Source organism: Microvirga aerophila, assembly GCF_003332305.1.
Taxonomy (GTDB): domain Bacteria; phylum Pseudomonadota; class Alphaproteobacteria; order Rhizobiales; family Beijerinckiaceae; genus Microvirga; species Microvirga aerophila.
This window is the reverse complement of the sequence record NZ_QOIO01000055.1, coordinates 1-24,611: the sequence shown is the minus strand read 5'-3', so window position 1 is coordinate 24,611 and position 24,611 is coordinate 1. Positions and strand designations below refer to the sequence as shown.

Genomic DNA, 24,611 nt, shown 5'->3' with positions numbered 1-24,611 from the left:
GTTGGGTTAGCGGCCCTCCGCCTGTAGCGATTTTGAGCACGTCACGAATTCATTCGTGACGCTCGGACGCCCTTACCGTCGGTAGATAGGATCCTCATCGAGTGGTTCTGCTCGGACTCGGCATTCAGCCTGTTGGTCAGTCTATCATGCCTGAATATCCGCCCTTCGTGGCCTGATGGAATTCGGCACCGACGAGTTGTTCGGGGCCGACGGCTGAGAGCGGTACCTTGGATGGGTTCGCGGAACTCGCCTCGATCGAGAGGGAGCCGGAAATAGAGCCGGATGGAATGGCGCTGACGACGTGACAATGGCCTGCGACCGGGACGGCAATCCACGACATGTGGGTTGAATTGGCCGGGGGACACGCCATCATCCCCGAAAAGGAAGGACCTGCCTTGCAGATCTCGCTCTTGAACCGCCGCACCCTGCTGACCGGGTTCGCCGCCTCGGCCATCCTTGCCGGCCAGCGGGCCGCCGGGGCCGAAGCCCTGCCCAGGATCGTCGTGAGCAAGGACCCGACGTGCGGCTGCTGCACCGGCTGGGTCGACCACCTCCGCCAGGCAGGCTTCACTGCGGAGGTCATCGAGACGCCCGAGATCAACCGCGTGAAGGTCCGCCTCGGCGTACCGCAGGACTTGGCCTCCTGCCACACGGCGGAGATCGGCGGCTACGTCATCGAAGGCCATGTCCCCGCGGACGCCATCAAGCGCCTGCTGGCAGAGAAGCCGTCGGGCAAGGGGCTCGCGGTGCCCGGCATGCCGATGGGTTCCCCGGAGATGGAGATGGAGGGCATGGCGCCAGAGGCTTACGAGGTGGTCCTGTTCGGGCCGTCGGGCCGGACGACCTTCGCCCGCTACCAGGGTGCGCGCCCCGTATGACCAACTACAGCGAGCGCAAGGAGGCGGCCGGGAAGGAGTTTGAGCGCCTCGCCGCCGAAGCCATGAGACACGAGGTCAAGGCGGCCGAGTTGGACGGCCGGACACGCGAGCCGGGCAACCTTGGCCTCCTCAGGGCGTTGCCCCGACGTACGTTTGCAGGAGCCAAGGCCATGTCGGACCCGAAGTCAGGTGACGATCACTCCCACAAGCCGAAGCTCAATCCCGGCGACCAGGCCGAGCCGGATACGCCCGGGGCGGGCGAGAACCTCTGCCGGGAATGCCAAGGCACCGGAAAGCTGGGCGACAAGGAATGCCCGATCTGCGGCGGGACAGGCATCGTCATCGAGGAGATCGGCGGCGCATAGGATAACGTCAGACCGCCCTCACCCCTCCGCCATGCGTACCAGCTCGTGGATCTGGCTGGCGATGGTCGCTGCGCGGTAGGGCTTCGGCACGAAGCGGCCGTCGTCCGGGATTTCGTCCGCCTTTGGCCGGGCGTAACCAGAGGAAATCAGCAGCCGGACGTGCGGCCACCGTCCATGGACCTGTTCGGCAAGCGCCATGCCGTCCATGGAGCCGGGCATATGCACGTCCGTGAACAGGACCTGGACCTCATCGGAGCGCGCCTCCAGAACCGCCAGGGCAACATCGGCGTTCGCCGCCTCCAGGACATGGAATCCGGCCTCCTCGAGCTCGTCGGCGGCCGTCATGCGCACGAGTGGCTCGTCCTCCACCAACAGGACGACGGGAGGATCATCGTTTTCGGCCCGTCCCATGTCACGTCACCGGGGGCTGCGGGTCACGGATCGCTCTCTCCGCCTGAACCAGCAAATCCAGGCCCCGCCACGGCTTCGGCATGAAGGTGACGCAGTCCGGCAAGTCGTCGGATGCCGCGTCGGGATCGCCTGACGTCAGCACGATGCGCATCGTGGGCCAGAGGGTGCATGCCGCCTTGGCGAGCTGGACCCCGTCCATCTCCCCGGGCAGCCGGACATCCACAAACATCATCGCGACCTCGCCTCCCTGCTCCTTGAGGTAGGCCAGGGCCGCTTCCGCGGTTTCGACCTCCACCACGTCCAGCTCGGTCTCCTCCAACAGGGCGCCCGCAAGCTCGCGGACATACTGCTCGTCTTCGACGATCAGCGCGACGTGCGGCTCAGTATGCAGGGTGTCCATGATCGGCCTCCAAGGTTTCCATCTGCCGCAGGATGGCGACGAGTACGTCTGGGATCGGCGCGTCAAGCACGTCCCTGTAGGTCTCCGCGAAGGCCCGTGCGATCATGAAGGTGGCGACATCCGGATGAACGTCGTTGACATGGGGCAGGCGCACGTCGCCTGAGGCGTCGTGGGGCATCGGCACTCTCCTTGGGCACTCGTCCCGTATGCCCGTCGCGGCGGCTTCAGCCGTTCGGGTTAACATACGTTAGGAAGAGGAACCGCCGATCCGGCGACGGGTTTCAGCGTGGCGGCAGAAACCCTTCGGTTGGGGCATAATTCGATAAGCCTGGAAATACTGCTTGACGCTGCATTTCGGTGAGTTCATCTTATTTCCATGAACGTCGAACAAGCCGCCAAACAGCTCGAAGCGCTCGGGAACACCACCCGGCTCCAGGTCTACCGAACGCTGGTGCGGGCCGGAGAGGCCGGCCTGCCCGTCGGGCAGATCCAGGAGCGCCTCGGCATTCCGCCGTCGACGCTCTCGCATCACCTCCAGCGGCTCCTGCTGACCGGGCTGGTGACGCAGGAGCGGCAGGCCACGACCCTGATCTGCCGGGCCAGCTACCCGGCGATGAACGGCCTCATCGGCTACCTGGCCGACGAGTGCTGCGCCGACGCCGGATGCGGAACCCGGGCGGAGAACGCCGCCTGATTTATTTTTGCCCGATATTTCCATACTACCGGAAATATGAAAAGGAGAGACAGATGCCAGGCTTCCTCCCGACTCTCCTCCACCTCGCCCGTGCGGCCCGGAACCGTCGGCACGTCGCCGCCCTCAGTGAACTGGACGACCATCTCCTGCGTGACATCGGCCTCGAGCGGGCGGACGTCCTCGCCGTCCTGGCCCAGCCCCGCCACCGCGATCCATCGCGGAGGCTCAAGATTCTCTGCTGTCATGGACGCGCCTTCGTCGAGCGCGTGCGCGACGGCTTCGCGCCCCGCCCCGCCTCCTGCTGCTGACCGAGGAGAATTCCCATGACCTCGTCTGATGCCCTCCCCGTTGCCGTCATCGGCGCAGGCCCGGTCGGGCTGGCCGCCGCCGCCCACCTGATCCGCCGCGGCCTCCCCGTAAAGGTCTACGAGGCGGGCTCGACCGTCGCCGCCAACGTGAAGGATTGGGGCCACGTGCGCCTGTTCTCTCCGTGGGAATACAACACCGACCCGGCGGCTCGGACCCTGCTCGAGGCCCACGGCTGGCGGGGGCCGCCCGGGAAGGTCATGCCGACGGGATCGGACCTGTACGAGGCCTATCTCAAGCCGCTCGCCGAGACGCCCGAGATGGCTGCGGTGATCGAGACCAACGCGAAGGTGACGGCGATCACCCGACAGGGCGCCGACAAGGTGCTCAGCAAGGGCCGCGGGACCAAGCTGTTCGTGCTCGCCGTCTCCAATGGCAACGGATCGATCCGGCGTGACCTGGCGCGGGCAGTGATCGACGCCTCCGGTACGTGGACGACGCCGAATCCCTTGGGTGCGGGCGGCATCCTCGCCGAGGGCGAGGCGGAGAACGCAGGGAACATCGCCTACGGCATCCCGGACGTGCTCGGACGCGACCGTGCCATCTATGAGGGCAGGACGACCCTCGTCGTCGGTGCCGGGCACTCGGCGGCCAACGTCCTCCTCGATCTCGCCCGGCTGGCGGAGCGGGATCCCGCGACGTCCATCGTGTGGGCCACCCGCGGCGAGAACCTGATGCGGGTCTACGGCGGCGGCCGGGCCGACCAGCTCCCGGCCCGCGGCGAGCTCGGGTCGGCCCTCAAGGCGCTGCTCGACGGCGCGCGGGTCACCCTGGTGGCCGGGTTCTCCGTGGTCCGCGTCAGGGCTGATGGCGATCAAGTCATCGTCGAAGGCGAGACGGCGAACGGTCTCCGCGAGGTCGGCCCGATCGACCGGATCGTGGTGTCGACCGGGCAGCGCCCAGACCTGAACCTCACCCGCGAGCTGCGGCTCGACCTCGATCCATGGCTGGAGAGCTCGAAGGCGCTCGGTCCCTTGATCGACCCCAACGAACACTCGTGCGGATCGGTACCGCCACACGGCCACCGTGAGCTCGCCCATCCGGAGCCGGGCTTCTACACGGTCGGGATCAAGAGCTACGGCCGAGCGCCCACCTTCCTGATGCTCACGGGCTACGAGCAGGTCCGGTCCGTCGTCGCGGCCATCGCCGGGGACCTCGCGGCGGCCGACGACGTCCACCTCGTCCTGCCCGAGACGGGCGTCTGCTCGACCAACCTTCCCGTCGAAGGCGCGCCGGCATCCTCGGGCTGCTGCGGCGGTCCCGCCCCGGCACAGGTCGATGATGCCTGTTGCGTCGCCGATGCCGAGGCCAAGGCCGAGGGCAAGTCCGGCTGCGGATGTGGTCCCGCGAAGCCGCCGGAGACGATTGCGGAGCCTGCGGGCTGCTGCTGAGATCCGCTCGTGTCGAACCCCGTGAGTGAGCCCCTAGCAAGCGATCCCGCCATGCCGAAGCCGAGTCCGAGGGTGGTCATCTCCGCCCTCGGGATCACGCAGATCCTTGCCTGGGGATCGTCCTTCTACCTGCCGGCCGTGCTCGCTCAGCCGATCGCCGCCGACACCGGATGGTCGCTCGGTTGGGTCGTGGGTGGCCTGTCCGTGGGACTACTCGCGGCCGGACTGGTCGCGCCGCGGGTCGGGCGCACCATCGATGTCAAGGGCGGCCGTCCGGTCCTGATGGCCAGTTCGATCCTGCTCGCCGCCGGCCTCGCGACCCTCGCGCTGGCGCACAGCCTCCCCGTCTACCTGATGGCCTGGCTCCTGATGGGCCTTGGCATGGGTTCGGGCCTCTACGACGCGGGCTTCGCCACGCTGGGCCGCCTGTACGGCAAGGATGCCCGGCGCGCGATCACCACCCTGACCCTGTGGGGCGGCTTCGCCAGCACCGTCTGCTGGCCGCTCAGTGCTTGGCTCGTCGAGCACTTCGCCTGGCGCGGCGCCTGCGCGGCCTACGCCGCGATCCACGTCCTCGTATGCCTTCCGCTGCACGCCTTCGTCGTGCCCGGCATCGTTTCGGTTTCGGGCGATGGCAGGTCGGCCGGCGCGAAACCCGGGATATCCTCACCGCCCCCTCTGACCGGGACCAGGCGGATCCGCGCGTTCGCGCTGCTCGCCACGATCCTCACCCTCGGTGCGGTCACGGCGTCCATGATCGGGGTGCATCTGCTCACCTTCCTCCAGGCCCGGGGCCTCAGCCTCGCGGCGGCGGTTGGCCTCGGGGCGCTCGTCGGACCGTCGCAGGTCAGCGCCCGCGTCATGGAGATGGCCTTCGGCCGCCACTACCATCCGACCTGGACCATGGCGGCTTCCGTCACCCTGGTCGCAGGCGGGATCATCCTGCTGCTCCTCGGGTTCCCGATCCTGGCGCTTGCCCTGGCGCTGTACGGTGCGGGAAACGGCATAGGCTCGATCGCCAAGGGCACCCTCCCCCTCGCGTTGTTCGGATCAGAGGGGTACGCCTCGCTCATGGGGCGGCTGGCGATGCCCAGCCTGCTCGCCCAGGCATTGTCCCCGTCACTCGGTGCGATCCTGATCGAACGGGGCGGCACGGATGCGGTGCTCGGCGTTCTCTCCGGTTTGGCCTGCCTGAACCTATGCCTCGTCGGCCTGCTGTGGGTGACTGCCCGCAGGAGGTGATCCACGGGCACGGCCAATCCCCGTACGGGATCAGCCGGCCTCCCCCGCGTCGGGCTGCCAGGCCCGCAGGAGTTCCGGGTCAGGCTCCGGCGGTGGCCCTTTGACCTTCGCGGGCATTCCGATCCCGACGAAGCACAGAAGCCCCTCGTTGTCGGCAAGACGGAAGGCACGGTGCATCGCCTTCGTCGCGACCTTGCGGCCGCTCACGGCCATCGCGCCGTAACCCAGAAGGTCGGCGGCCAGGACCACGTAGCCCAGGGCGGCGCCCGCGGACGCGCGCTGCTCGATCTCGGGAACCTCCATGTTCTCCTGCACGCGGGAGATCACGGCCAGAAGCACCGGCGCATGGAGAGCCTTCTCGCGGGCGCGGTCGAGCTTCTCGCCCGCGATGCCGGGATTGAGTTCGCGCTCGGCGGCCTCGAACGCATCCGCCAGGGCATCGCGTCGGTCGGGTGGGATGACCATGAAGCGGAACGGCTTCAGGCTCATGTGATCCGGCGCCCGGGAGGCGGCCCGCACGATCATGCGGATCTCGTCCTCGGACGGACCAGGTGCCACCAGATGCCGGGGTGGCGTCGATCGCCTTGCGCAGATGCGATGCAGCAACCTCAGTCCGTCCGCCTTCGCGTCAGGGAATTCGGACGTCTCCGATCCGGTGGTCGTCATCTTGCATGAACTCCTGCATCACGTGGGGTCGGCGACCGACACGTCGCCGCTGCACCTGATCGGCGGAGGCCCAGGATGCCACAACTGCCGCCGACATTCGACGCTCCGGAAATGGGTCGTCGCGGAGTTGCCACCGGACTATGATCGCTTCGACACGTCACCGTGCGCCAATCCACCGGGAGGAGGCCGACGATGTCCCGCCGCAAGCGCCAAAGACGCCTGGAGGAGCACTATAGGACCCAGCTCGCGCCATGGCTGGCCGGCACCCTGGGAGCCTGTGTCCTGCTGATGCTGGCGATCTACGTCGCCAGGATGCCGTTTTGAATCCGGACGGCACCGAGCGTCAGGCCGGAAGGGATTGTGGAGCTGCGGCTCAGCCCCCGGTCATGCTCATGTGACGACTGACCGCCGGACGGTTGTGGCGACGGTCGATGATGAAGTCATATCCCGTGGGCTTGCGGCTGATCGCTTCCTCGATCGCCTGCTCCAGCAATCCATCATCATGCGATGCTCGCACGGGCGCCCGCAGGTCATAGCCTATGCGTGTTCCGGCCTCTGGTCATCGCGCCTTACACAGGCAGATACGACCCGGTCAGGACTCTGGCCGCTGTCGCTCCTGGAACCTCCCGACTGTTGATAACGGAGAAGTCGTATCCATGCGCCCCTACATCATCTGCCACATGATCACCTCCATCGATGGCCGCCTCCATCCCAGCCGTTTCACCGTGCCTGCCGCGGGCATTCCGGCCGAGGTGCTGCGCGGGCATTACGAGCAGGTCACCGGTCAGTTCGGGGCGGAAGGCTGGATCGTCGGCCGCAAGACAATGGCCCAGATGGCCAAGGGAAGCGAGCGGCCCATGGGCGATGTCCCGCAGGTCGCGCGCGAGCCGCATGTGGCAAACCGCAATGGCCGGGACCTTGCTATCGCCATCGACCCGGCCGGCCGGGTCGATGGCGATAGCAAGGACAATGTCGGAGGCGATCACGCGGTCGCCGTGCTGGGCGAGCAGGTGTCGGATGCCTATCTGGCCGAGCTGCGCCAGGACGGCGTCTCCTACATCTTCGCCGGCCCGAATGGCGACGACCTTGCCCTTGCCATGGAGCAGCTCGCCGCGGTCTTCGGCGTCAAAACGCTGCTCCTCGAGGGAGGCGGCGCGATCAACGGCTCGTTCCTGAAGCGACGGCTGATTGATGAGTTCAGCACGCTGATCCACCCCGCCGTCGACGGCCTAGCCGGCGTCCAGACCATCGTCGACTACCATGGCACTGACGACGAGCGTCCGGGCGCCGGGCAGGCGCTGCGTCTGATTGGCTGCGAAACGCTCGAGGGCGGCATGGTCTGGTTGCGTCACAAAGTCGAGGACGCACCGGCTCCGACACCTTGAGCCAACCTTCGCTTCAGAACAGCGATACGCCCGTTAAATCCGCAAGTCTGGCCATAAGCTGGTCCTGGAAGGCAGAGTCGGTCGCTTGTGCGGCTGGTGCCTGCCGCTTCCGGTGATACCAGTAGCCGCCACTGACAATGGCCGAGGGATCATCGCTTGTGGCGAGCCAGGTCTGGGTGCGATGGCCCTCCTCAAGATCATCGGGAGCTCCGACACCTCCCATGCGGGTCGGAACCCAGCCCGGATCGACCGCATGGCTCATCACGTCCGGCCAGTGGCGCGCGACGGCAAGGGCCAGTGCCGCGACGTAGTGCTTGCTTTCCGAGTAGGCGCGAGTTGTATCCCAGCGCCGCTCAGTCCAATCGATGTCATGCAACGGCCCAGTGCCGCTGCGGTGCATGCCGCTGCTCAGATAGATCAAGCGGCGGGGACGTTCGATCACAGCCGTCAGCATGTACGGGGCGAGCGTGTTGACTGCGAGGGTGCTCGCATGCCCTTCAGGGGTCGGCGACCGGCTCGGCACGGTGTAGATGCCGGCATTGTGGATGACCGCGTCCATCCGGCCAATGGCATTGACCTGATCAGCAATTGACCGGGTCTCGACCGCACTGCGGAGGTCGCCGAGAACGATGCCGGCCGAGCGTGGCGAGAGGTCTGCGAGCGCCGCTGCACGCTGCTGAGAGCGGGCATGGAGAACGACCCGGTGCCCCTGCCCGATCAGGGCCTGCGCCGCCGCGCGGCCGAGTCCTTCCGTGCTGCCGGTGATGAAGATGAAAGCCATCCCAGTCCTCTCAATCCGCTGAAGCCCTAGACCTAGGGCGCGGGCAGGCGAAGCGCAGCCATCACCTCATCGGCAGCCCGCACTCCGCTCTGATAAGCCCCATGGGCGGTTGAAAAGTCGTAGCGGTGGGTCGCCTCGCCGGCGAAGAATAGCCGGCCCCCGAACGGGCGAGCCAAGGTGACCCGCGCTTGCGCCTTTCCCCGGAAGAGCATAGCTGTAGCCTCCCCCGATGTGATCCATCCGGCTCCAGTTCGAGACGGCCAGCGGCCAGAGGCTGCGTCGGACGTGTGAACCGAACAGTGCCGCAAGCTCCTCGATGGCATAGGCGAAGCCAGCGGCAGGTCCGTGCTCGGCCAGCACCTCGGCGCCCTCCCCGCCGAAGAAGCCCTCGATCACGGGACGGCCAAAGGGTCGGATGTAGTAGGAGCCCGTGGACGGGTTGCGCGGGTCGCCGATGACATGGGTCTCCGGCTCGAAGGGACTGTCGCCGACGATCTCCAGGAACAGCTTCTCGTTCCGACCGAGCGGCAGGCTGGCGGCCGCATGGCGCCACTCATCGAGCTCTGACGGCAACCCGATGGTCCCACCAACGATCACGGCGGTCGAGACGGTGAGGATGGCGGTCCGAGCGGTGATGCGGCCGGCTCGCGTTGCGATGCTCACCCCAGCCGCCTCAAGGGTGATGCCCTCGACCGGGGTGGCAAGGCGCAGCGCAACGCTGGGCGGAAGGCTTGCAGCGATGAGGGTGCCGTACCCGGCCGGCACTCTCCAGTTGTACCTTGTTGAAGCAGTATCGTACGCCAGATAATCGGCGATCGAGAGCCGCTCGAGGCCAGCGCCGCTGATGTAGCCGCTCATCGCCTGAAGATAGCCGTTCCACATCCCACCGGATTCCAGCGCATCGGCGGCACAGTCGCTTTGCGGTGGGTCCCGGATCAAGCGTCCATGCCATGCGGAATAGGCCTCGTCCGCTGCATCCTGGTCCTCGGGTGAGAAGCCCAGGTCGCGATATTGCTGGTTCCAGGCCGCCCTTCTGCGCTCGACGACGAAGCCGGATGCCTCGGCGATGCCGACCCAAGGATTGCGATCGGCCGAATGGAGCCAGCCGCAACCGAGATCGAGCGCATGCTTGGCGACGTTGACCGTGTGAGCGCGGCCGCCGATCCGCGGCGAGGCTTCGAGCAGCAAGGTGGAAACGCCCTTGGTTGCAAGCCGCCGCGCTGCGGCAATGCCTGCCGCCCCGCCGCCGATGATGACGACGTCCCAATCAGTGCTCATATAACCTGCCCATTCGATAAGATCGTGCTCCGGTACTCCAGCTCGACTTGAGCGTCTACGGAGAGGCCGAGCAGAGGACTGCCTCAGTCAACTTCTGCCATCACTTGTGCCGTGACGCCCTCACCCTTCCGCCAATCAGTTGAGGGTGCTTTTGGTTCAGCCGCGGTAGTGCAGTGTATCTGCCAGCAAGGCAAACGCCGGCCAGGTCGATTGCGATGAGGGCCTGTTAGAGCCGAGCAAATCGAGCAGGCGGCGAGGCAGAGGAACCCGATGAAGGAATCTTGACGCCCAGGAGATCAGGTGTAGGCGAGGAGCCGACCGGCGAGTATCACGCCCGTCCATGCGATCAGTGACACTGCTGCTCCGACGCGGGCGGCGACCGGGGTCATAGCGGCATCCGTCCACTCATCGACGCGGCGGTAAACGCCGTAGTGGAACACCGGTATGTTGAGGCCAGCGAGGATCAGCAGGCCGAACTTCCACGGTGCAGCTCCGGCACCAGCAACCACGGTGGCCTGCGCACTGAGCAGTGCGATGCCCGTGGTAACGGCGATGGCGAAGCCGATGTGGGAGACGGGCAGCAGATAGCGCGCGGCTGTGATTGCAGACACGACCCGGTGTCCGACTCCCAGCAGTCGGAGGTCGAATGTGAAAGCCGGGCCGACAAGAAGAGCGATCCCAAGGATGTGGATGGCCTCGAGCACCGGATAGAGGTATTGGCCACTTCGCACCGTCTCGCCGAGCGTCGAGCCCTGCAACAGCATCAGCAACGAGTTGAGCAATCGAGCATACTCCGTTCAATCCCGCCCGGTGCGATGGCGCAGGTGGAGGTCCCACCCGCACTTACTGCGGCGATGACGCCCCGAACACCGCCCACAACATCGAATTCCCAGAGTCTCGCGCTGCGGCTTTGACCTGGTGGCCGGGATGGTGCTCGCAGAGGCCGAGGAAGCCTACTTCGGCAGCGGCGCTCGTACCGGGAGGGTGTTGCCCAGCACTTGGTTGACCGGCACGTCGTCATCCCCATACCAAAACACGACCGGACGAAAGAGGCCATCATTCGTCCGATTGATGTAGCCGACCGCCCGGAAGCGCTCCCCGCTCTTCAGCGCACGGCCCAAGCCCCACTGGCCCGACCAGGCCGGCGGCGCGATGATGACCTCCAGTTCCTTGTGGGGGCCCTTGTACGAGAGAGCGGCCTTGACCCGGATGCTGTCCTCGGGATCTTGCAACTGCTCTGGAATCGCCAGTTCGGGAGTGTCGGCAGGGAGGTTGCTGTCCAGGGTTACATCGAACTGCGAGTGCGGGTTCCCCCAGACACCATCCGAGGAGACCGTTCCCGCGATGTAGACAAGGCGATCGGTTTCGAAGCCGGGCCACCCGTGATGCGCGGCAGCAGGTAGCACCGGAATCAGGACTGTTCCCAGCGCGACCACAGCAGCAGTGCCCGCAGCGACTAGCAGTCGTAGTCCCCGGATGCCCCTGGGTGTGTGCAAGGTTGTGCTCTTCATTCGCTTCTTCCTTTCATAGCTAGAGGCGAAATCAGACGCTAACAGGCCCTATGGTGGCGCCCGGCAATAACTTAGCGTGCGGTTGTCTCCTCGCCTTGATGGAGCCTGCACCGAATAGTCCAGGCTCCATATCGCTGCTCACGCGGAGAGGTGCTGATTGAAGAACGACTGGAGCTTGTCGAACGGAATCATGTCGACCCGGTCGTACAGATCCGTGTGGTTGGCACCCGGGATGATGAGGAGTTCCTTCGGCTCCGCCGCAGCCGCGTAGGCGGTCTCGCTAAAGTAACGCGAGTGGGCTTGTTCGCCATGGATCAGCAGGACCGGGCGCGGCGCTATTTCCGCAATGTAGGTCAGGAGCGGCATGTTCATGAACGACAGCGAAGTCGTGAGCGTCCAGGAGGCGTTCGAGTTGATCGCTCTCGGGTGGAAGCCGCGCGGCTTCTTGTAGTAGTCAGCGTACTCCACCACGAACTGCGGCTCACCGCCCTTGAGTTCGAGGGATACCGGACCATGCGCCGGGGTTCCCTTTTCCGCATCCTGCCACCGCTGACGGCTGAGTTGCTCGAGCGTTTGGGTGCGCTGTTCGAGCGTCACGCTATCGTTGTAGCCGCGGGACATGACACGCGTCATGTCATACATGGTGCTGGCCGCAACGGCCTTGACGCGCTTGTCCACGGCGACGGCATTCAATGCCATGCCGCCCCAGCCGCAGATACCAATGACGCCGATGCGCTCGCGATCGACGGATGGGTGCAGGCCGAGAAAATCCACTGCCGCGCTGAAATCCTCGGTATTGATGTCCGGTGAGGCGACATTGCGAGGCTCGCCGCCGCTTTCTCCGGTAAAGGACGGGTCGAAAGCCAGCGTGATGAAGCCACGCTCCGCCATGGTCTGCGCGTAGAGGCCCGACGACTGCTCCTTCACTGCGCCGAACGGACCGCTGATGGCGAGCGCCGCCAGCCTCCTGCCGGCACGATTCTTCGGCTGGTAGAGATCGGCCGACAGGGTGATGCCGTAGCGGTTCTTGAGGGTGACCTTCTGGTGATCGACGCTCTCGCTTCGGGGGAAAACCTTGTCCCATCCGGCTGACATGCCCTGAGCCTTCGGGCTGGGAATATTGGAAAGCGACCCGACACCAAGCGCGGCGACGCCAGCGCCGGTCAGCTTCAAGAGGTCACGCCGGGCAAGGTCCGGGCCGGAGGTCTGTGCTGCTCTATTCTCAGGACTGTTCTGCTTGTTCATGCCAGTATCTCTGCTCTTTCCTGCTCAGGCCGATGCCTGGCTCCGGTTAAACAGTAGCAAGCGGGAAGGCAGAGGATTAGCGGAGCTGCGGCGCATACCCTTATGAGCCTGGCTCATCAATCTCGCGTGATTTTGAAGGATCGGCCCTACTTGTCTCAGCTCCGGTGGCGCAGAGCCTCGACAACCAGGTTGAAGGCTGCGGAGGACTGCCGGCGGCTCGGGTAGTACAGGTGGTACCCCGTCCACGATGGGCACCAATCCTCAAGGACTCGCTCGAGGCGGCCGGAGGCGATGTGCGTCAACGCGATGTCCTCCGGGACGTGAGCGAGCCCGAAGCCGTCCACCGCGGCATTGAGGACCTGGAAGATGCCATTGAACACGAGTTGGCCGTCGACCCGGACGGCCAGTTCCTGGCCATCACGCTCGAATTCCCATGCATAAAGCCCACCATAGGTGGGTAGGCGCAGGTTGATGCAGGTATGGCCGAGAAGGTCCTGAGGGGTTTCGGGCCGCGGTCTACTGGCGAAATATGACGGTGCTCCGATCACCGAAAAACGGACATCAGGGCTGATGCGCACCGCAATCATGTCCTTCGCAACCTGCTCGCCCAGGCGCACACCTGCATCGAACCGTTGCTCGACGATGTTGGCCAAGCTCTCGTCGAGGGCGATCTCCACCTTGATGTCAGGGTAGTCGGCAAGAACAGCCCTGAGCTTCGGCCACAGGATCGTATCGGTGACATGGTAGCCCGCCGTGATCCTGATCGTGCCGGCAGGCTTCTCGCGGAACTCGCTCAATCCATCCAGCTCGGCCTCGATCTCGGCCAGTCTGGGGCCCGCCGTTCGGAGCAGGCGCTCGCCCGCTTGAGTGGGCGCCACACTGCGGGTGGTACGGGTGAGGAGTCGCACGCCCAACCGCTCCTCAAGGCCGCGCACAGTGTGGCTCAGGGCCGATTGGGAGACGCCGAGCTGTGCGGCCGCCTTCGTGAAGCTCCGCTCCCGCGCGACAGCCAGGAAGGCAATCAGGTCATTGATGTTCTCGCGCGCCATTCATGAGCCCCCCTCATAGGTTCATGCAGGTCTTAGCACCTAATCGATCCAATGAGGACGGCCTATCTTCCGGTCTCCCATCGGTATCGAGAGACATTGATGACAGTTGGAACCGCTTCTTCGTGTGACGTAATTCCTGACCGCTCTCCGGCATGGGCGCGGTCCTCGCCATGTCGCTGTGCTGCATGGTGCTCGTTGCCTCAGAGTTCATGCCAGTCAGCCTGCTGACCCCGATTGCCGCCGACCTTCACCTGACCGAAGGCCAAGCCGGCCAGGGGATCTCCGTCTCAGGCATCTTCGCCGTACTCACGAGTCTGACGATCTCGAGCCTGACGTCTCGGTGGGATCGGCGCACCGTCCTGCTCGTGTTGGCCCTCTCGCTGATCGTCTCCGGGACGGTCGTGGCCCTTGCGCCGAACTACACGATCCTCATGCTCGGCCGGGCGGTGCTCGGCATCGCCATCGGCGGATTCTGGTCGATGTCGGCCGCGGCGGTCATGCGGCTGGTACCGGCAGACAGCGTGCCGCGCGCCCTGGCGATCCTGCAAGGCGGGACGGCACTGTCCTCCATCGTCGCGGCGCCGCTGGGCAGCTTCCTCGGGGACTACATCGGGTGGCGCGGAGCCTTCTTCTGCGTGGTGCCCCTGGCAGCCATCGCGTTGGTCTGGCTGCTGGCAAAGCTGCCCTCCATGCACGCTGGGCGGCCCACCGGCTCTGGCGACGTGTTCAAGCTGCTCCGCCGGCCCGTGGTGGCCTCCGGCATGGTGGCGATCACGCTGTTCTTCATGGGCCAGTTCGCGCTGTTCACCTACCTGCGCCCGTTCCTCGAGATGGTGACCCATGTCGATGTTCCGACCCTGTCGCTGATCCTGCTGCTCCTGGGCATCACTGGCCTCGCCGGGACCACCCTCATCGGATCTCTCCTGAAGAATGGGATGTATGGCGTGATGATCGCCATTCCGCTTGCGATGGCAGGGATCGCCATCGCCCTGGTCGCCTTTGGCAACTGGCTTGCCGCAACGGCAGTCCTTCTTGGGGCATGGGGCCTGATCGGCACCCCAGCCCCCGTGGCCTGGAACACCTGGCTGACCCGGACCCTGCCCGAAGACGCCGAAGCCGGCGGCGGACTGATGGTGGCCGCCATCCAACTGGCGATTACCCTGGGCGCGACCGTTGGTGGCCTCCTGTTCGACACGAGCGGCTATCAGAGCACCTTCGGTGCGAGCGCAGCCATGCTGGCTGTTGCGGGTCTCATGGCGTTTGTGACGAAGCGTGCGGGATCATCCGCACGCACGTGAGTACCACACCGGCTGCCGCAACCATCGCGCCGGCCCCCTTCACCCATCGATCACCATGCAAAGGATCATCGTCCATGAAGTTGCTGGCCGCCACACTCGTATCCCTCGCGTTGGGGGCTCCCGCCCTTGCCCAAGGAAACACCCGCATGTCCACACCTCTCGAGAACACTTCGGCACTCTCGATTTCCGACATTCAGTCGGTCTCCCAGGCCCTCGGCCGATACGCCAAGGAGGACGTTGCAGGCCTGTGGCAGCGTCCGCAGCTCTCCCGGCGTGACCGCAGCCTCGTCACGGTGGCCATCCTGATCGCACGCAACCAGACGCTGGACCTGCCGCACTACATCAACCTTGCCCTCGACAGCGGCGTGACACCGCGCGAACTCTCCGAGACCATCACGCACCTCGCCTTCTACTCGGGCTGGTCGAACGCGATGGCGGCCGTTGCCGTCACCAAGGACATCTTCGCCCAGCGCGAAATTGGACCGGATCAGTTGCCGGCCGCGTCACCGCAGCTCTTGCCGCTCAACGAGCAGGCGGAGGCAAATCGGGTTGCGGCTGTACAGCGCCTTATCGGAGCCGCTGCACCGGGCCTCGACCAGTACACCACCGATCCGCTCTTCCGGGACGTCTGGCTGCGCCCCGACCTATCGCCGCGTGACCGCAGCCTCGTGACCATCACGTCGCTGATGGCGAATGGGCAGGTGGCCCAGCTCGCAGGCCATCTGAACAGGGCCTTGGACAACGGCCTGACACAGGAACAGGCCGGAGAGGTGGTCACGCAGATCGCCTTCTATGCAGGTTGGCCCAACGCCTTCTCCGCCGGCCCGGTCGTCGCAGAGGTCCTCAAGGCTCGGTCCAACTGACCATCGCCGTCCCCTCTTCCTGTCTCCTGAAAGGATCCAACGTGAAGAACACCCTCATCGCCGCCACCATGACCGCAGCCGCACTCGGTGCCGCGCCAGCCAAAGCACAGGACATCCAGGTTTTCCCGAGCGGCTCCTCGCCGTCCGTGATCGCGGATCCGAAGAACTTCTCGGGCCAGGTGGTGGTGGATCTTCTTACGCCGCCATCCGTCGAGACCCCTGCGTCATCGGGTCTGGTGACCTTCGCTCCACGCGCCCGCACCGCGTGGCACAGCCATCCGGCCGGGCAGATGCTCATCGTCACGGCGGGCAAGGGTTGGGTCCAGCGGGAGGGCCAGGCTCGCCAGGAGATCAAGTCCAGCGACGTCGTGTGGATCCCGGCCGGGATCAAGCACTGGCATGGGGCGACCGACACCAACGGCATGAGCCACATTGCGGTCACGTACATCCGCGACGGCAAGAACGCCGATTGGATGGAACTGGTCACCGACCAAGAATACGGCGCCCGGTAGCGCTCCATTCAACCGGGAAGGGATCCATGAACACGGCTCATCATGGCAGCTTCGATTGAACCCAGTTCGCTTGGCCACCCTTCCGTAGACGCCCACCCAATGATCCAAGCAACGAAAGTACGCTTCCATGACTGTAAAGGCCTTTGGCGCCTATGCCGGAGACAAGCCGCTCGAACCGATGGACATCAGCCGCCGGTCGGTCGGTCCCCACGATGTCGGCATCGAGATCGCCTTCTGTGGCGTGTGCCACTCTGACATCCATCAGGTACGCGCCGAATGGGCTGGCACCCTGTACCCTTGCGTGCCGGGCCACGAGATCGTCGGCCGCGTGTCGGCGGTCGGTGCGCATGTGACGAGCCACAAGGTCGGCGATCTGGTCGGCGTGGGGTGCATCGTGGATAGCTGCAAGCGCTGCGACGATTGCAGCGACGGATTGGAAAACTACTGCGACCACATGGTCGGCACCTACAACGGGCCCACGCCCGACGCGCCGGGTCACACGCTGGGAGGCTACTCCCAGCGGATCGTAGTGCACGAGCGCTACGTGCTGCGGGTCAGCCACCCCGAGGAGCAACTGGCGGCTGTCGCGCCGCTGCTGTGCGCCGGAATCACGACGTACTCGCCGCTGCGCCATTGGAACGTGGGACCCGGTCACAAGGTGGGCGTGGTCGGCATCGGCGGTCTGGGCCACATGGGCATCAAGCTCGCGAATGCGATGGGCGCGCACGTGGTGGCGTTCACCACCTCCGAGTCGAAGCGTCAGGCCGCCAAGGCACTGGGCGCGCATGACGTCGTCGTCTCCCGCAACGAGGACGAGATGGCAGCGCACACCAAGAGCCTCGACTTCATCCTCAACACGGTGGCAGCACCGCACGACCTCGATGCCCTCTTCGCGCTGCTCAAGCGCGACGGCACCATGACGCTCGTGGGCGCACCGGCGACGCCGCATCCGTCCCCGGAGGTGTTCAGCCTGATCATGAAACGCCGCAGCCTGGCCGGCTCGATGATCGGCGGAATCCCCGAGACGCAGGAGATGCTGGACTTCTGTGCCGAGCACGGGATCGTTGCCGACATCGAGATGATCCGGGCCGATGGGATCAACGAAGCCTACGAGCGGATGCTCAAGGGCGACGTGAAGTATCGCTTCGTGATCGACACCGCATCCCTGGCAGCCTGACCTCTATCGAGGGTGCCGTTAGCTATCAGACAGCCAAGATCATGAAGCTGTCGTCGGCCCGGAGGCATTCGGTTCTCCGGGCCGGTATACCACCCGATCAAAGCCTGCTGGCCATGTTCCCTGCCCCATGAGTAGAGCCCGAACAGCCTGACACCATGACGGGCCCACTCAAATCCTTGCCGGCAGCTACGGGTTAGCCCAGATAGGAAAGCCGGTAGCAGAGAAGCCTCGTCACGCACAATCCGGAGCATGTCCATGGCGATGAGACCACCGATGATCAGCCGCCGCGCGATGCTCGGCGCCACGCTCGCAGCCGCCGTTCCGCATCTGGCACACGGTCAGAGCGGTAGGGATCCGGCGAGCCAGAAGCCGACCGACGTGAGGATCAGGCTGACCTTCGATGGTCGAATCATGACGGCCACGCTCTACGACAACCCGTCGGCCCGCGATTTGGCCACGCTACTCCCCCTGGACCTCATGATCGAGGACTACGGCAGCAACGAGAAGATCGCCCACCTGCCGCGCAAGCTCACGGAGGATGGCAGCGGCCCGTTCGGCAACGAGCGACCGGGTGATCTCTGCTATTTCAAGCCCTGGGGCAACCTGGCCATGTTCTACGCCGATTACCGTTGGGACGGCCTGATCCGGCTCGGCCGCTTCGACGGCAGCTTTGAGCCGCTGCGCGTGCGCGGCAAGTTCCCGCTGCGCATCGAGCGCATCCGATAGGAACCGAGCTCCCTGCGTTTTCAGAACGTCCGGTTCGATGAGGATTCCAGATTCTGGCCTTAAGCCTCCCCCATTGCCGTTTCCGCTCGCACCGTGCAAGGCCCTCGTTGGAATGCTATCAGGCTCAGACCCAGAGCTTCTGGAATCGGCAGAGCAAGCATATGTCTGACTTGGCAACCCGGATTGTCGGCTTCGTGTCCAGGGCCTCGAAGGGGCTTCGATCGCTTCGGTCTCTCCGTAACGCACAGGTTCGTCTTCAGGCGAGCACTCGACAGGCCGAGCTCGAAGGCCTCCAGTTCGCGTTCTACGCCAGGCTGACCGCGATCATCGTTGTTTCCATCTGGCTGATCTGGCTCGTCCCGTGGCCGCGCGATCTCTACTACGGAACCTACGCCTTCGGGTTCTTCCTCCTGGGCTATATCCCGTACCACCTGCGGCACCATCGTCACGGCGAGGCGATCAAGCTTGGCTTCATCGTCCTCGACGTGGCCTTGGTGACGGCCGCGATCCTGGTCCCGCCACCGGCGAGTCTCGGCAACGACTGGCCAATTCAGACCCGCCTGCGCGGCCAGGAATTCCTCTACGTTCTCCTTCTCCTCGGAGAGGCTGCGCTCACCTACTCCCCGCGGAGGGTGCTCTGGACGGGTGTGTCAATCCTCGTCATCTGGTCGATCGGCGTAGTCACGATCTACTCCCAGCCGGACACGCTGCGGTTCAACGATGCGGCTGCGGAGGGAGTTCTCACGTCGGCCGCGGCCCTGGATCTCTCCTTGAAGCCTGCCTTTGTCGGCCTGACGGCCTGGTACACCCAGCTTGTTGCAACCTCCCTGTTTACCCTTCTCATCACACTCGCCGTCTGGCGCAGCCGGCGGACCTTGTTGAACCAGGTCGAGGCCGAGTTCGTGCGCGCGGACCTCGCGCGCTATGTCTCCCCGGACGTGGCCGAGGCCCTCGCCAGCCGCGGCGGGACTGCGTTTGGAGAGCCGGCCACAAGGCCGGTGGCTGTCCTGTTTGCGGACATCGTCGGTTTCACCAAGCTCACCGAGACCCTCTCACCCGAGCGCACGTTCGCCTTGCTGCGCGGTTTCCAGGAGCGGAGCTGCGCCATCGTGTTCAAGCATGGCGGCACCCTCGACAAGTACCTGGGCGACGGCTTCATGGCCACCTTCGGCTCCATCGGCCTGCAACCGGACGCGCCGGCCCGCGCGCTCGCCTGTGCCTTCGAGCTCCAGCAGGAGATCGAGCGCTGGAACCGGAAAAGATCCACTCGCGGCGCCGATCCGCTACGCCTGTCAATTGGGATCCACTGCGGTCCGGTAACGGTAGGGAATCTCGGCGGCCGGGAGCGCATCGAGTTTACCGTCGTGGGCGACGTCGTGAACGTGGCAAGCAGGCTCGAGGAGGCGACGCGCGAGATTGGCGGCTCGATCATCGCCTCGGAGGATTGCATCCGCGCCGCGGGAGATCCGGAGTGGCTCACGAGGTTCCAGTCCTCCCGCCAAATTCAGCTCCGTGGCAGGCAGCAAGGCCTCCTCGTTTACATTGCTACGTAATAGGCGCTGCCGGGCGTGGCCTGTGCGAGCTTGCGCCAGGGTGTCGCGTTCAGCCATGAGGGCTGCGGCACCATCTCACCTCCGTGGCCATGTTGCGGAGACCTTAGATGGCAGTTCGCATTCCCCAGAGCTTGTCGACCGGCCTTCAGCCGGAGACGGGCTGGAGCGTGCTTGATTACGAACTCAGGGAGCAGAAAGCGCATACGCTTGGAGCCCTAAGTGGCCAAGTCGAGCAGGCTCTGGCGGCGTTGCGAGCCTTCGATGCTGAAGCGCACCAACCTGACCGGGAGCATCGTCGCCGTGCCTTGCTGGACGCGGCAGCCGACCTCGTCTGGGCCTTCATGATCCAGCGCGAGCTGTGCGGGCTCCGGAACTGGGGCGCTGTGGTGAAGGACTACAGCATCCCGCGTGAGGTGCTGAACCGGGTCGGGCAGGTCAGGCGCAGGGCGGACTAGCCGAATGCGCATCCAACCCTTCCCACGAGTAGCTTGAGCTACTTCGACCGCAAGCGTGGACTCAGAAGGTCTCCTCCGCTCACCCCGCATGTCCAGACATTCGGCTTGCTTTAGGGTGGTCCCGGGAACTGCCATTTGTGTCAGTTTGGTCTTGATCTCACAAGCCGCACCTAGGAACTTCTGTATGGCTCCATGGTGTGAGCCAGAAGGTATCAACAGATGAAGACGCGCAAACTCGGCTCTGACCTCGCCGTTTCGACAGTCGGGCTCGGCTGCATGGGAATGAGCCACGCCTATGGGGGCCAGGACGAGCAGGAGTCCATCCGCACACTCCATCGGGCCATCGATCTTGGCGTCACCTTTTTCGACACAGCCGAGGTCTATGGCCCGTTCGAGAACGAAATGCTGGTCGGCAAGGCGTTGAAACCGTATCGGGACAAAGTGGTGATCGCCACCAAGTTCGGTTTTCGCATTGATACGAGCACGAGGGGTGCGGACGCCATGGCCGGCCTCGACAGCCGACCGGAGCATGTCCGCGAAGTGGCCGAGGCGTCGTTGAACCGGCTCGGGGTCGAGGTGATCGACCTGCTCTACCAGCACCGCGTCGACCCGCAGGTGCCGATCGAGGATACCGTCGGCGCGATGGCGGACCTTGTGAAGGAAGGCAAGGTGCGCGCACTCGGCCTTTCCGAAGCGGGAGCCGCCCACATCCGCCGCGCTCATGCTGTCCATCCGATTTCTGCTCTTCAGAGCGAATACTCGCTCTGGACCCGGGATCCCGAAGGCGAAATCCTCGACACCTGCCGCGAACTCGGTATCGGCTTCGTGCCATTCAGCCCACTCGGCCGCGGCTTCCTGACAGGTAAGATCCAGAAACCGGAGGATTTCGGTGCCAATGACTTCCGGCGGACGCTTCCGCGCTTCAGTCCCGAGAACATGGCCGCCAATGCCTCGCTCGTGCAGTTGCTGGAGGAGATGGCGACAAATAAGGGCGTGACGGCTGCACAACTCGCACTTGCCTGGGTTCTCCATCAGGGGGATTTCATCGTGCCCATTCCCGGGGCGCGGAAGATTGCGCATCTGGAGCAGAACGTCGCCGCTGCGGAGATTACGCTTTCGGCGGACGAGCTTATGACGCTCGGTGACATGCTGGCGCCGGAAAAGTTCGCCGGCAAGCGCTATGGCGATGCAGCCATGTCGCTGACCAGCAGATAGGCCAGGGTACTTTCCCCTACCGGACGCGGGTGTTCGCTATTCACGTCTCTTGGAGCCATAAGGGATCAACCTCGGTCTAAAGTGGACCCACTGTGAAGGTCCACTCTCGGCCGCAGTTCCGACGTTGGGCTAAGGTCCGCCTCGTGCCAACCCAGGAAACTCCCGTCCACTCACATACGTCCCGTTTTCCCCGAAGCGGACATTCAGCCTACTTCCAGAATGGGCCATCAGACGCAGTCGTTCACATTTTCATCAGGCCACTTCAGCGTAGGTAGTCTGTCTCCCTGATTTCAGGTTCCTCTGGCGCTCATCGACTACAGCGAGCATTCTTCGGATCAAATCCGTATCCGCTTCTTTCTCAATTAGATTGACCAGAGCCAGTCTCTCGTCGACCATTCCCTCTATTCCATGGTTCACGCGATCGGATACTGACTGTGTGCGTCCAGCCTTTAGCGCAGCTAACTCTTGGCGCTTCCGCCTAGTTCCAGCGTGGGTGCGCTCTTGCAGTGGGATCATATCGCCCGTAGAGACGTGAGCGTAATGCTTTGCCGTTAGTTTAATGTCGGCGTGTCCGAGATGCTTCTGGACAGCTTTGAGATTGCCCGTTTCCCGAAGCATGCGTGTGGCACCTGTCCGTCGCAAATCATGAACGCGAATGTCCAGATCGAGCTTTTTTCCAATTCGTTTGTACCAGGAGGTAAATCCTGCTACTGTCATGGGGTAGCGCTGCCCATGAATAATCATCCGCTCTGCTCTCTTATTGTAGTACGTCTGCTTAGCGACGTACGTAAAGACGAAGACCGGATGGATATCGAGCTGACGGAGCAGTATTTCCATCATTTCATTGTCGATTTCGATAGTTTGAATCCTATCTCCCTTCTGAATGACAGTTATCTGTCGATTTGCCAGGTCGACTTCCGACCAAGTTAGCCCAACCAAGTTCGATCTGCGCAGCGACGACATAATCCCAAAATCAAAGCAGTCTCCGTACCCGTCGCGGAATTTAGCCCCCGAGGGCCGGACAGCTCATTGAGGAGGATGCCATGAGGAAGCATGCCGCAGCCGATGTCCTCAGGAGCGACAAGGCCTCCGGCGACGCCGTGATCAGTGAGCTTGAACGGACAGGCACGCCGCCTGAAGCGATCACCGAACAACGGTTGCCCGAGACGGTACCCGCCCGTCCGCGCCAGGTTCCGAAGGAGCTCGGCCAGATCGTTCTCGTGCTGCAGGGCGGCGGTGCACTTGGCGCCTACCAAGTCGGTGCTTATCAGGCTCTGCATGAGGCCGGGGTTGAGCCTGACTGGGTGATCGGCACCTCGATCGGGGCCATCAACGCCAGCCTGATTGCCGGCAACACCCCCGGGGACCGAATGGAGCGGCTCCGGGAGTTCTGGAGTTGCATGCAGCACAGCTCCTGGATGGAACTCCTGGGAGCGTGGCCTCTGATGGGATCCTTGGCGGCCAACCTGACAACGATGGCTCAGGGTATTCCAGCCTTCTTCCGGCCGAACCTGCCGGCTTTCCTCGGCCCGCACGTGCCTCTTGGACCAGAGGACGCCAGTTATTACGACACGTCTCCTCTTGTTCGGACACTCTCCGATCTCGTCGAGTTCGGGCGGATCAACGGGAGCGAGACGCGGCTGACGGTCGGGGCGGCGAACGTTCGCACCAGCGAGATGCGCTACTTTGACAGCCGCGACATGGAGCTCGATGTGCGCCATGTGATGGCGTCCGGTGCCCTGCCCCCGGCTTTCCCGGCCATCCGCATTGACGGGGATCTCTATTGGGATGGCGGCGTTCTGTCGAACACGCCGCTCGAGGCGGTGTTCGACGACAACCCGCGGCGGAACTCGGTCATCTTCGCAACTCATATCTGGAACCCGCAGGGGAAAGAGCCGGATACGATCTGGCAGGTCCTGAGCCGCCACAAGGACGTCCAGTACGCGAGCCGCACCACCAGTCATATGGCCCGGCAGAAGCAGATCCACCGTCTCCGGCATGTGATCGCCGAGCTCGTCCGGCACCTGCCGGAAGCGGAGCGAAAGACCCAGGCTGTGCGGGCGTTAGCGGCCTATGGCTGCCTGACCCGGATGCACGTCGTTCGATTGCTGGCGCCGCCGCTTGATGGCGAGGATCACACCAAAGATATCGACTTCAGCCCGCGCGGCATTCGCAAACGCTGGGAGGCTGGGTATGCCGACACCAGCCGGGTTCTGGAACTGGCTCCCTGGTCCGGCGAGTTCGATCCTATGGAGGGCTTCATCCTGCACGAGGCACGCCCTGGGGCGATGATGACGGCCGGCTGAGATGCACTCATGCGGCCACGACCGTTACGGTTGTCACACGCTCACACTCAGGGTAGATCGTCGTTCCATGCCCCCGTCAGCAGATCGCGCAGGGCCGCCTCCTCGAGCGGGCGCGGGTTCCAGTAAGGGGCCGCCAGCGTCGCCTTGACAGCGTGCTCGATCCCGTCCTCCGGCATGCCGATGTCACGAAGGGCCTGTTTGGCCCCAAGACGTCCAGTCAGCTCGAACAAGCCTTGGGCGGCGTCGGCAACCCCCATGGCTCGTGCGATGCGTTTCATAGCATCAGGGACTGCCGGAGCGTTGTAGGCAACGGCGTGGGGCAGGACGATCGTGTGGGTCTCCGCATGCGGCAGGTTAAAGGCGCCGCCGAGAACGTGACAGAGCTTGTGGTGCAGGGCCATGCCAACCGTACCAAGACAGGTTCTGCAGAGCCAGGCCCCATAAAGGGCATCGCTGCGAGCCGTACGATCCTGCGTCGCTTCCGTAATCCGTGGCAGAGCGCCGGCGAGGCTGCGGATGCCTTCCTCGGCCATAAGCGAAGTCACTGGATTGCGGTCGCGGGCATACAGCGCCTCGACCGCATGAGCCATCGCGTTCATCCCGGAGGTTGCAGCAATGGCTGATGGGAGCCCCAGCGTGAGATCGACGTCGTAGATCACCACCTCCGGCAACACTTTCAGCGTCCGTTGTGTCGTCTTCACGCCGTCCTTGGTCTCACCCAAAATCGGCGTCATCTCCGATCCGGCATAGGTGGTCGGGATCACAATCTGTTAGGGTGGACGGCCCCCTTACGGCATCGCTGTGCCAGAATGAGGTCGTTGCAGATCTCACACACAGGAGACCG

General features: G+C 64.4%; 27 protein-coding genes and 3 pseudogenes. 17 read left to right on the top strand and 13 right to left on the bottom strand.

The genetic code is table 11. The features are described 5' to 3' along the window. The first annotated feature begins 338 nt into the window (after positions 1-338). Both DRB19_RS23510 and DRB19_RS31730 read left to right on the top strand, forming a co-directional pair. Positions 339-878, top strand: a complete 540-nt coding sequence (locus tag DRB19_RS23510; protein WP_114188450.1) for a DUF411 domain-containing protein — start codon at positions 339-341, stop codon at positions 876-878. After that, complete coding sequence (locus DRB19_RS31730) at positions 875-1,243, top strand: hypothetical protein (RefSeq protein ID WP_308494324.1); 369 nt, start codon at positions 875-877, stop codon at positions 1,241-1,243. Before DRB19_RS23510 ends, DRB19_RS31730 begins: the two co-directional genes overlap by 4 nt. Before the next feature lie 18 nt (positions 1,244-1,261). Here the strand turns inward: DRB19_RS31730 and DRB19_RS23500 are convergent, their stop codons facing one another. From DRB19_RS23500 to DRB19_RS23490, 3 genes are read right to left on the bottom strand one after another with little or no spacing between them, the layout of a single operon-like run. Continuing rightward, complete coding sequence (locus DRB19_RS23500) at positions 1,262-1,654, bottom strand: response regulator (RefSeq protein ID WP_114188449.1); 393 nt, start codon at positions 1,652-1,654, stop codon at positions 1,262-1,264. 1 nt (position 1,655) lies between these two features. Beyond that, complete coding sequence (locus DRB19_RS23495; RefSeq protein WP_114188448.1) at positions 1,656-2,054, bottom strand: response regulator; 399 nt, start codon at positions 2,052-2,054, stop codon at positions 1,656-1,658. Continuing rightward, positions 2,035-2,232 carry a hypothetical protein gene (locus tag DRB19_RS23490; RefSeq protein ID WP_114188447.1) on the bottom strand — a complete coding sequence of 66 codons (198 nt, stop codon included), beginning with the start codon at positions 2,230-2,232 and terminating at the stop codon, positions 2,035-2,037. The genes DRB19_RS23495 and DRB19_RS23490 overlap by 20 nt, the downstream gene beginning before the upstream one ends. A 198-nt stretch (positions 2,233-2,430) precedes the next feature. Here DRB19_RS23490 and DRB19_RS23485 point away from each other — a divergent pair, with 198 nt between their 5' ends. From DRB19_RS23485 to DRB19_RS23470, 4 genes are read left to right on the top strand one after another with little or no spacing between them, the layout of a single operon-like run. Continuing rightward, positions 2,431-2,748 carry an ArsR/SmtB family transcription factor gene (locus DRB19_RS23485; RefSeq protein ID WP_114188446.1) on the top strand — a complete coding sequence of 106 codons (318 nt, stop codon included), beginning with the start codon at positions 2,431-2,433 and terminating at the stop codon, positions 2,746-2,748. Positions 2,749-2,801: 53 nt separating this feature from the next. Then, on the top strand, positions 2,802-3,056 hold the full coding sequence (locus DRB19_RS23480) for a DUF1127 domain-containing protein (RefSeq protein ID WP_162815824.1): 255 nt from the start codon (positions 2,802-2,804) through the stop codon (positions 3,054-3,056). A gap of 15 nt (positions 3,057-3,071) precedes the next feature. Further along, entirely contained in the window at positions 3,072-4,505 is a 1,434-nt protein-coding gene (locus DRB19_RS23475; protein WP_114188444.1) for an FAD-dependent oxidoreductase, read from the top strand. Positions 4,506-4,556: 51 nt separating this feature from the next. After that, on the top strand, positions 4,557-5,747 hold the full coding sequence (locus DRB19_RS23470) for an MFS transporter (RefSeq protein WP_114188443.1): 1,191 nt from the start codon (positions 4,557-4,559) through the stop codon (positions 5,745-5,747). 30 nt (positions 5,748-5,777) lie between these two features. On the opposite strand, the gene DRB19_RS23465 is transcribed toward DRB19_RS23470, so the two are convergent. After that, positions 5,778-6,413 (bottom strand): nitroreductase family protein, encoded by a 636-nt coding sequence (locus DRB19_RS23465; protein WP_114188442.1) that lies wholly within the window; start codon positions 6,411-6,413, stop codon positions 5,778-5,780. A gap of 192 nt (positions 6,414-6,605) precedes the next feature. On the opposite strand from DRB19_RS23465, the gene DRB19_RS31585 reads away from it, so the two are divergent. After that, on the top strand, positions 6,606-6,737 hold the full coding sequence (locus tag DRB19_RS31585; RefSeq protein WP_276330631.1) for a hypothetical protein: 132 nt from the start codon (positions 6,606-6,608) through the stop codon (positions 6,735-6,737). Positions 6,738-6,786: 49 nt separating this feature from the next. Here DRB19_RS31585 and DRB19_RS23460 read toward each other — a convergent pair. Then, a pseudogene (locus DRB19_RS23460) lies at positions 6,787-6,945 on the bottom strand (GTP 3',8-cyclase MoaA); the annotation flags it as partial. A 124-nt stretch (positions 6,946-7,069) separates the two neighbouring features. On the opposite strand from DRB19_RS23460, the gene DRB19_RS23455 reads away from it, so the two are divergent. Continuing rightward, a complete protein-coding gene (locus DRB19_RS23455; protein ID WP_114188441.1) occupies positions 7,070-7,798 on the top strand; it encodes a dihydrofolate reductase family protein in 729 nt (242 codons plus the stop codon). A 13-nt stretch (positions 7,799-7,811) separates the two neighbouring features. On the opposite strand, the gene DRB19_RS23450 is transcribed toward DRB19_RS23455, so the two are convergent. The 6 genes and pseudogenes from DRB19_RS23450 to DRB19_RS23425 all read right to left on the bottom strand — a co-directional run bounded on the left by DRB19_RS23450 (position 7,812) and on the right by DRB19_RS23425 (position 13,662). Next, positions 7,812-8,579, bottom strand: coding sequence for an SDR family NAD(P)-dependent oxidoreductase (locus tag DRB19_RS23450; protein WP_114188440.1), 768 nt, complete (start codon positions 8,577-8,579; stop codon positions 7,812-7,814). 32 nt (positions 8,580-8,611) lie between these two features. Next, a pseudogene (locus tag DRB19_RS23445) lies at positions 8,612-9,857 on the bottom strand (flavin monoamine oxidase family protein). Between the two features lie 296 nt (positions 9,858-10,153). Continuing rightward, positions 10,154-10,639 carry a hypothetical protein gene (locus DRB19_RS23440; protein ID WP_245439764.1) on the bottom strand — a complete coding sequence of 162 codons (486 nt, stop codon included), beginning with the start codon at positions 10,637-10,639 and terminating at the stop codon, positions 10,154-10,156. A 171-nt stretch (positions 10,640-10,810) separates the two neighbouring features. Next, positions 10,811-11,368, bottom strand: coding sequence for a hypothetical protein (locus DRB19_RS23435; protein WP_114188439.1), 558 nt, complete (start codon positions 11,366-11,368; stop codon positions 10,811-10,813). A gap of 138 nt (positions 11,369-11,506) precedes the next feature. Next, the gene (locus tag DRB19_RS23430) at positions 11,507-12,613 is read right to left on the bottom strand and encodes an alpha/beta hydrolase (RefSeq protein WP_114188438.1); all 1,107 of its coding nucleotides are present in this window, start codon (positions 12,611-12,613) and stop codon (positions 11,507-11,509) included. A gap of 155 nt (positions 12,614-12,768) precedes the next feature. Further along, on the bottom strand, positions 12,769-13,662 hold the full coding sequence (locus DRB19_RS23425) for a LysR family transcriptional regulator (protein WP_114188437.1): 894 nt from the start codon (positions 13,660-13,662) through the stop codon (positions 12,769-12,771). 152 nt (positions 13,663-13,814) lie between these two features. On the opposite strand from DRB19_RS23425, the gene DRB19_RS23420 reads away from it, so the two are divergent. The 8 genes from DRB19_RS23420 (at position 13,815) to DRB19_RS23385 (ending at position 21,461) form a co-directional block, all read left to right on the top strand. Further along, on the top strand, positions 13,815-14,960 hold the full coding sequence (locus DRB19_RS23420) for an MFS transporter (RefSeq protein ID WP_114188436.1): 1,146 nt from the start codon (positions 13,815-13,817) through the stop codon (positions 14,958-14,960). Positions 14,961-15,034: 74 nt separating this feature from the next. Then, on the top strand, positions 15,035-15,823 hold the full coding sequence (locus tag DRB19_RS23415; RefSeq protein WP_114188435.1) for a carboxymuconolactone decarboxylase family protein: 789 nt from the start codon (positions 15,035-15,037) through the stop codon (positions 15,821-15,823). 41 nt (positions 15,824-15,864) lie between these two features. Beyond that, a complete protein-coding gene (locus DRB19_RS23410; protein ID WP_114188434.1) occupies positions 15,865-16,335 on the top strand; it encodes a (R)-mandelonitrile lyase in 471 nt (156 codons plus the stop codon). Between the two features lie 127 nt (positions 16,336-16,462). Continuing rightward, a complete protein-coding gene (locus tag DRB19_RS23405) occupies positions 16,463-17,512 on the top strand; it encodes an NAD(P)-dependent alcohol dehydrogenase (protein WP_114188433.1) in 1,050 nt (349 codons plus the stop codon). A gap of 255 nt (positions 17,513-17,767) precedes the next feature. Further along, on the top strand, positions 17,768-18,238 hold the full coding sequence (locus DRB19_RS23400) for a cyclophilin-like fold protein (protein WP_114188463.1): 471 nt from the start codon (positions 17,768-17,770) through the stop codon (positions 18,236-18,238). A 161-nt stretch (positions 18,239-18,399) separates the two neighbouring features. Then, a complete protein-coding gene (locus DRB19_RS23395; protein WP_114188462.1) occupies positions 18,400-19,791 on the top strand; it encodes an adenylate/guanylate cyclase domain-containing protein in 1,392 nt (463 codons plus the stop codon). A gap of 107 nt (positions 19,792-19,898) precedes the next feature. After that, on the top strand, positions 19,899-20,246 hold the full coding sequence (locus tag DRB19_RS23390; RefSeq protein ID WP_114188432.1) for a DUF6665 family protein: 348 nt from the start codon (positions 19,899-19,901) through the stop codon (positions 20,244-20,246). A gap of 219 nt (positions 20,247-20,465) precedes the next feature. After that, entirely contained in the window at positions 20,466-21,461 is a 996-nt protein-coding gene (locus DRB19_RS23385) for an aldo/keto reductase (protein WP_114188431.1), read from the top strand. A 252-nt stretch (positions 21,462-21,713) separates the two neighbouring features. On the opposite strand, the gene DRB19_RS23380 is transcribed toward DRB19_RS23385, so the two are convergent. Beyond that, the gene (locus DRB19_RS23380; protein WP_114188430.1) at positions 21,714-22,424 is read right to left on the bottom strand and encodes a tyrosine-type recombinase/integrase; all 711 of its coding nucleotides are present in this window, start codon (positions 22,422-22,424) and stop codon (positions 21,714-21,716) included. Between the two features lie 80 nt (positions 22,425-22,504). Here DRB19_RS23380 and DRB19_RS23375 point away from each other — a divergent pair, with 80 nt between their 5' ends. Next, the gene (locus DRB19_RS23375) at positions 22,505-23,767 is read left to right on the top strand and encodes a patatin-like phospholipase family protein (RefSeq protein ID WP_114188429.1); all 1,263 of its coding nucleotides are present in this window, start codon (positions 22,505-22,507) and stop codon (positions 23,765-23,767) included. Between the two features lie 47 nt (positions 23,768-23,814). On the opposite strand, the pseudogene DRB19_RS23370 reads toward DRB19_RS23375, so the two are convergent. After that, positions 23,815-24,537 (bottom strand): annotated as a pseudogene (locus tag DRB19_RS23370) (maleylacetate reductase); the annotation flags it as partial. Positions 24,538-24,611: the final 74 nt, after the last annotated feature.